The following is an 8,111-nucleotide window of genomic DNA, read 5'->3' as shown; positions in this document are numbered from 1 at the left end:
CCCTCAAAATCGGCGAATTGTGGGCCTTTCCGATCATGCTGCAGCTGGCCCTGCTGGAAAACCTGCGCCGGGTCGGGGTGAGTATTGCCCAGCGTCGCCAGGAGCGTGACACGGCCCTCGCCTGGGCGGATCGCATGCTGGTGACGGCCGAGCAGGAGCCCAAACAGCTGATTCAATTGCTGGCCGAATTCGCCCGGGCGGACGTGCCGCTGACGGCCCCGTTCGTGGAAGCATTTTACGCTGTACTCCAGGCCCAGGGCCCGGCCCTGGCCTTTATCCGGACCTGGGTGGAGCACAAGCTGCTGGAGCAGAGCGTGACGGCCGAGCAGTTGTCGGAAGTGGCCGGACGCACGGCCGCGGCCAACCAGATTTCCATGGCCAACAGCATCGGCAGCCTGCGTTTTATCGGCAGCATGGACTGGAAGGATTATGTCGAGTCTCTGAGTGTGGTCGAGCGGATCCTGCGGGATGACCCCCTGGGCATGCATGCCGGCCAGGACTTTGCCACGCGAGATCGCTACCGGCACGTGGTGGAGGACGTGGCTCGGACGGCGGCCTGCCCCGAGCAAGACGTGGCCCGGACGGCGGTCGACCTTGCCCGGGCCGCGGCGGCTCAACGGGGAGGGGAGGATCGCAGTGCCCATGTAGGGTACTACCTGATCGACCGAGGACGACCGGCGCTGGAGCGGGCGGTGGGCTGCCGGATGCCCTGGATATCCCGGTTCGGCCGCCATTGTCGATCGGCCTGCCTGCCTTTGTATCTGGGGGCGGTGACTTTGCTCACGCTGCTTGCGGCAGGGGGCGTGCTGCTGCTTCTGGACGGATTCAAGCCGGATACCGCCTGGACCTGGTATCTGGCACTGCCGCTACTGATTGCCGTTTCGGCGCCGGTCGTTTCACTGGTCAATCTGTGGGTCACGCTGCTCTTGTCGCCCAAGGCCCTGCCACGGATGGATTTTTCCAGCGGGATTCCGGAGGACCGGCGCACCATGGTGGTCGTGCCCACGTTGCTGACCGGCCCCGAGGATATCGATCACCTGCTGGAGGCGCTGGAAATCCGCTATCTGGGCAATCGGGACCCCAATCTGTTCTTCGCCTTGCTGACGGATTTTCCCGATGCCCCCCAGGCGGTGCAACCGGAGGATGCGGCCCTGCTTGAGCAGGCCCGCACGGCGGTGGAACGGCTCAATCTCAGGTATCGGGAGGACCGACCCGGCATCTTTTATCTGTTTCATCGGCCTCGGGTATGGAATCCGTTCGAACGGGTGTGGATGGGCTACGAGCGCAAACGAGGCAAGCTGGAACAATTCAACGCCCGCCTCAGGGGGAAAGAGACTGCCGCCTTCTCGGAGATCGTCGGGGATACCCGCCTGCTGGCCTCCATCCGTTTCGTCATCACCCTGGACACCGACACCCAGCTACCGCGGGATGCGGCGCGTCAATTGGTAGGTAATCTGGCGCATCCGCTCAACCGTCCGGTCCTTGATCCGGACAAGGGCCGCATCGTCGAAGGGTACGGCATCCTGCAGCCCCGTACCTCCATCAGTCTGGGCAGTGCCCGCCAGTCACGTTTTTCCAGGCTGTTCGCGGGTGAACCAGGCATGGACCCTTACACACGGGAGATTTCCGATGTGTATCAGGATCTGTTTAGCGAGGGATCCTTCGTCGGCAAGGGTATCTATGACGTGGATGCCTTTCGCCGGGCCATTGATGGTCGCTTGCCGGAAAACCTGATCCTGAGTCACGATCTGCTGGAAGGGGGTTACGCCCGGTCGGCGCTGGTGACGGATGTGGATCTGCTGGAATCGCATCCGGCCACGTATACCGCGGAGGCCAGTCGTCGCCACCGCTGGATACGGGGTGATTGGCAACTGGTGGGCTGGCTGCTGCCGCGCGTGCCGGCCTCCCGGGGGCGTACGCCGTTGCAGGTGCCGAATCCCTTGTCGGCCCTTTCCCGCTGGAAGTTGTTCGACAACCTGCGCCGCAGCCTGGTGCCCCCGGCCTTGCTGATCCTGTTGCTGGGGGGCTGGCTGCTGGGTGCCGGTCCGATCTGGTTCTGGAGCCTGCTGATGCTGGCGCTGGTGGTCGTGCCCGCACTGTTGCCCTCCATGATCGATCTGTGGCGTCGGCCACGGGACTGGGATCGCCGGGTACACCTGACGCTGACCGGCAGGGCCGCAGTACGGCCATTGCTCCAGGCCCTGCTGAGCTTGGTGTTCCTGCCCTACGACGCCCGGATCTGCCTGGGGGCCATTGCCTGCTCCTGGGGGCGGATGCTGTTTACCCGGAGGGGGTTGCTGCTCTGGCACCTGCCCAGCTATGCCCGCCGCAATGCCTGTCGGACACCCACCGACTTTTTGCGGGAGATGTGGATTGCGCCGGTCCTGGCGCTGTCGACGGGAGTCGCACTGGCCTGGACATCCGGAGATGCCTGGGCTACGCAGGGGATGTTTGCCGCCCCATTTCTGCTGCCGTGGCTGGTATCGCCCGGCATCGCCTGGTGGATCAGCCGCCCGCCGGGTGACCGCATACCGCGCCTGAGTGCGGCACAGGAGGTCTTTTTGCGTCGTGCGGCCCGCAGGACCTGGCGTTACTTTGCCGACTTCGTGGGTCCGGAGGATCACTGGTTGCCGCCGGATAATTTTCAGGAAACCCCCGCACCGATGGTGGCTTCTCGCACCTCGCCCACCAATATCGGTATGGCCCTTCTGTCGGATCTGGCTGCCTATGACTTCGGTTATGTGACCACCGGCGAATGCCTGGTACGTATCGACCGCACCGTGTCGACCATGGAGCCTCTGGAGCGCTACCGGGGACACTTCTACAATTGGTACGACACCCGTACCCTTGAGCCCCTGCAGCCGAGATACGTCTCTTCGGTGGACAGCGGCAATCTGGCGGGTGCCCTGCTGACCCTCCAGGCCGGGCTGGCCGAGCTGAAGCACCAGCCGGTGCCGTCATCCCGGGCGTTGCAGGGGCTGCTGGACACCCTGGGGGTGCTGGCTGAACAGCGACCCTTATCACCACCGCCACCCCTGACCGCACTGGAACGCCGGGTCCAGGACATGCGGGACGCCGACCTGTCCATCCCCGACCTCATCAAGGCCCTGGAGGACATTCAGCAGGCCGGGGGCGCGGCGGCCGCATGGTCGGCGGCGGGTATGCCCTCGGACGACGCGGCATCCGCCTATTGGGTACAGGCCTTTGACCGGCAGGTGGCTGCCCTGAGGGATGAACTGGTTCACGCGTCACCGGCAGGCGGGTCCGTGGCGACGGATTGTCCATCCCGGGCGCAACACGACATCATCGATGATCTGATCCGGCGTTGCCGCGATCTGGCGAGCATGGATTTTGAATTTCTTTACGATGCCGGGGCGGGGTTGCTGGCCATCGGCTATGACGTGGGCGAGCGGCGCCGCGATCCGGCCTGCTATGACCTGCTGGCGTCGGAGGCGCGCCTGGCCAGCTTTCTGCTGATTGCCCAGGGACAGCTGCCCCAGAAACACTGGTTTGCCCTGGGGCGTCTGCTGACCAGCCATGGGGGCGATGTCAGCCTGATTTCCTGGAGCGGCTCAATGTTCGAGTACCTGATGCCGCAGCTGATCATGCCTAGCTTCGGTAACACCCTGTTGGCGCAGACCTGCAAGGCGGCCGTGTCGCGCCAGATCGAATATGGCCGGCAGCGGGCGGTACCCTGGGGGATTTCCGAATCCTGCTACAACGTCACCGACATGAGCCAGGTCTATCAGTACCGAGCCTTCGGCGTGCCCGGGCTGGGGTTCAAGCGGGGGCTGGGAGAGGATCTGGTGATTGCCCCCTATGCCACGGCGCTGGCGTTGACGGTACTGCCCGAGGAGGCCTGCCGCAACCTGGAACGGCTGGCCGAGACGGGTTTTCTCGGTAGCCACGGCTTTTATGAGGCGGTGGATTACACCCCGTCCCGTGTGCCGCGGGGCAAGCCCTGGTTCATCGTGCGCAGCTTCATGGCCCATCACCAGGGCATGAGCCTGCTGGCCTTTGCCCATGTGTTGCTGGATCAGCCCATGCAGCGTCGATTCATGGCCGACCCGGAGGTGCGGGCGACGGAGTTGCTGCTGCAGGAGCGTGTTCCGCGGCAGGGGGCCACCTTGCATCCCCATGCCGCCGAGGTGAGTGCCTCCGCTCAGCCGCCGGATGCAGCGTTCGGCAGCATCATGCGGGTATTCAGGGACACCACCACGCAGATACCCGAGGTGCATCTGCTGTCCAATGGACGCTACCACGTGATGGCCACCCATGCCGGCGGCGGTTATAGTCGCCGGCATGAACTGGCCGTGACCCGCTGGCGCGAGGATGCCACCACCGATGCCTGGGGCACCTTCATCTATCTGCGTGATCGTGACAGCGGGAAGTACTGGTCCAGCGCCCATCAGCCGACGCTGCGCCGAGCGGATCACTATGAGGCCATCTTCGTGCAGGCCCGCGCGGAATACCGGCGACGGGATCAGGCCATCGATGCCCACACCGAGATCTGCGTCTCCTCCGAGGATGACGTGGAGATCCGGCGCGTGACCCTCACCAATCAATCTTCCCGGCGGCGTCATATCGAACTGACCAGTTATGCCGAGGTGGTGTTGGCGCCGTTGGCCGCCGACCTGGCCCATCGTGCCTTCAGCAATCTGTTTGTGCAGACCGAGATTCTGCCCCGACAGCAGGCCATCCTGTGTACGCGGCGACGGCGCACGCCGGACGAGCAGGTGCCCTGGATGTTTCATCTGATGGCCGCACCGGGGGCCGTGATCGATGCGCCGTCCTTTGAAACCGATCGTGTCCGCTTCGTGGGTCGCGGTCGCTCACCGGTGAACCCGGTGGCGCTGGACGGGCACCCGCCGACATGGCGTCTGTCCAATACGGCGGGCGCGGTGCTTGATCCCATCGTGGCCATCCGGCGCACAGTGACCCTGGCGCCCGATGAGTCGGCGAGCGTCCAGATCATCTCCGGCGTGGCCGATACCCGGGAGGCGGCACTGACGTTGCTGGAGAAATATTGTGATCGGCATTTCGTTGAACGTGCCTTCGAGATGGCCTGGTTCCAGAGTCAGGAGGTGTTGCGCGTGCTCAACGCCACCGAGGTGGATGCTCAGGTCTACGGCCGTCTGGCCAACTCGGTGATCTTCGGTAACGCACTGCGTCGTGCTGCACCGGGGGTCATCGCCCGTAATCAGCTGGGGCAGTCGGGCCTGTGGCGCTTTGCCATCTCCGGGGATCTGCCCATCGTTCTCCTGCATATTGGTGATATCCATCGCATCGATCGGGTCAAGCAGGTGCTGCAGGCCCACGCCTACTGGCGCATGAAGGGGCTGATCGCCGACCTGGTGATCCTGAATGAGGACTTTTCAGGTTACCGTGCAGTCCTGCACGACCGGATCATGGGGCTGATCCAGTCAGGCCCCGAGGCGCAGATGCTGGACAAGCCGGGCGGGGTCTTCCTGCGGCGTGCCGAGGAACTGACGGAGGATGAGCGGGTGTTGTTGCAGACGGTGGCGCGCATCATTTTCAGCGATACGGCGGACACCCTGATCGAGCCGGTGGAGCGCCGGATCTCCGCGGGCCGCCGGTCGGATCGGCTGGAGCCGGTGCGTCCGGTGATGACCGAGCCGCCGGCGACCCCGGTGCCCCGGAAACTCATTTTCAACAATGGCCTGGGTGGCTTCACGCCGGACGGACGGGAATACGTGATCACCCTGGCGCCGGGACAGCAGACACCGGCTCCCTGGGTGAACGTGATTGCCGGTCCGCACATCGGTACGGTGGTGAGTGAGGCGGGCAGTGCCTATACCTGGGTGGACAACGCCCACGAGTTCCGGCTGACCCACTGGCACAATGATCCGCTGTCCGACGCCGGCGGCGAGGCCTTCTACATCCGGGACGAGGAAACGGGGGCCTTCTGGTCGCCGACGCCGCTGCCGGCCCGGGGGCGCAACGGCTATGTCTGTCGGCATGGCTTCGGCTACAGCGTGTTCGAATACCAGGAGTCGGGTATCGTCTCGGAATTGACCACCTATGTTGCCCTGGATGCGCCGGTCAAGTGTGTGGTGATCAAGTTGCATAATCATTCCCGGCGCACACGCCGACTGTCTCTGACCGGCTATTGGGAGTTGGTGCTCGGCGAGTGGCGGCATGCCAATCTGATGCATATCGTCACCGAAACGGAGCCCCACACCGGGGCCTTGCTGGCGCGCAATGCCTACGGGCGCGAGTGTGCCCATCGGCTGGTGTTCGCCCATGTGAGCGAACGGGATCGCTCGATCAGTGGTGGGCGGACCGAGTTCATCGGCCGCAACGGTTCCATGGCCAAGCCGGCGGCCATGCGCCGCAAGCGCCTGTCGGGCAGGACCGGCGCGGGCCTGGATCCTTGCGCGGCGGTGCAGGGCCGGGTGGAGCTTGAGGCGGGACAGTCTGCCGAAGTTGTGTTCCTGTTCGGCGCGGCGACGAGCGTGGACGAGGTCGGCGAGTTCATCCACCGGTTCGGTGGCCGGGCGGGGGCGCACCAGGCCCTGGAAGGGGTGTGGGGGTACTGGAACCACACCCTGGGCGCGGTCCAGGTGGATACGCCCGATCCGGCGCTGAATGTGCTGGCCAATGGCTGGCTGGTCTATCAGACCCTGTCCAGCCGCCTGTGGGCGCGCAGCGGCTACTATCAGTCCGGCGGCGCCTACGGCTTCCGTGACCAGCTGCAGGATGTCATGGTCCTGATCCATACCACCCCCGAGCTGGCCCGGGCGCAGTTGATCCGCTGCGCCGGGCGCCAGTTCCTCAAGGGTGACGTGCAGCACTGGTGGCATCCCCCCGGCGGCCAGGGTGTGCGCACCCATTTTTCCGATGACTACCTCTGGCTGCCCTATGTGACCTGCCATTACGTGGCCGCTACCGGCGACACCGGTGTCCTGGACGAGCCGGTCCATTTCCTGGAGGGTCGCGAGCTCAATCCCGATGAAGAGGCCTACTACAACCAGCCGCAACGCTCCCCGGAAGTCGCCGATCTCTATGAGCACTGTGTCCGCGCCCTCCGGCACGGCCTGCGTTTCGGTGCGCATCAGTTGCCGCTGATGGGCTGCGGTGACTGGAACGACGGCATGAACCGGGTGGGCCATGAGGGCCGGGGCGAAAGTGTCTGGCTGGCCTGGTTCCTGTTCGACGCCCTGCAGCAGTTTGCCGACCTTGCCCGACGCCGGGATGACGGCGAGTTTGCCGAGTTCTGCCGTGACCAGGCCGAGCAGTTGCGCGGCCATATCGAAGCGAGCGCCTGGGACGGCGCCTGGTATCGGCGGGCCTGGTTCGACGACGGTACGCCCTTGGGTTCCGCCGTCAACGACGAGTGCCGCATCGACGCCATCAGCCAGAGCTGGGCGATCCTCTCCGGCGCCGGGGATCCCAGCCGCGCCCGCGAGGCGATGGATGCCGTGGATCGACACCTGGTGAGTCGGGATGACGGCCTGATCCGTCTGCTCGACCCGCCTTTTGATCAGTCGGCTCTGGAGCCCGGATACATCAAGGGCTATGTGCCGGGGGTGCGTGAGAACGGCGGTCAGTATACCCATGCCGCGATCTGGACCACGATGGCCTTCGCCCGGATGGGGGACGGGCGGCGGGCCTGGGAATGCTACGGTCTGCTTAACCCCGTCAACCACGGCGATACGCCCGCGGCGGTGGCGCGTTACAAGGTGGAGCCGTATGTCATGAGCGCGGATGTGTACGGCTCACCGCCCCACACGGGCCGCGGCGGCTGGACCTGGTATACCGGGGCGGCGGGCTGGATGTACCGGCTGATCCTGGAAACCCTGCTGGGTCTGCAACTGCGGGGGGATCATCTGCGCATCGCACCCTGCATTCCCGATGACTGGAATGCGTATACCATCCACTACCGGTATCGTGAAACCCTATACCATATCAAGGTGAGCGGCACGACCGGGGAGTCCCGGCGGGTCATCCGCGTGTCCCTTGACGGGACCGAGATTCCGGATGCCGCCGCGTTCGAGGCCGGATGGGGCAGGATTCCCCTCGTCGATGACCGTCGGACACACCAAGTCGAGGTGGACCTGGGCTGAGGCGCATGGGTCACTCAAATCTAG

At 65.0% G+C, this 8,111-nt stretch carries 1 protein-coding gene; it reads left to right on the top strand.

The genetic code is table 11. The annotated features are described in order from the left end of the window. Nucleotides 1–8,087: GH36-type glycosyl hydrolase domain-containing protein (locus ECTPHS_RS09770; RefSeq protein ID WP_008932576.1), on the top strand; the 8,087-nt coding region annotated here is incomplete at its 5' end. Nucleotides 8,088–8,111: the final 24 nt, after the last annotated feature.

This window comes from Ectothiorhodospira sp. PHS-1 (genome assembly GCF_000225005.1).
Lineage (GTDB): Bacteria > Pseudomonadota > Gammaproteobacteria > Ectothiorhodospirales > Ectothiorhodospiraceae > Ectothiorhodospira.
This window is presented reverse-complemented; position numbering and strand designations above follow the sequence as displayed.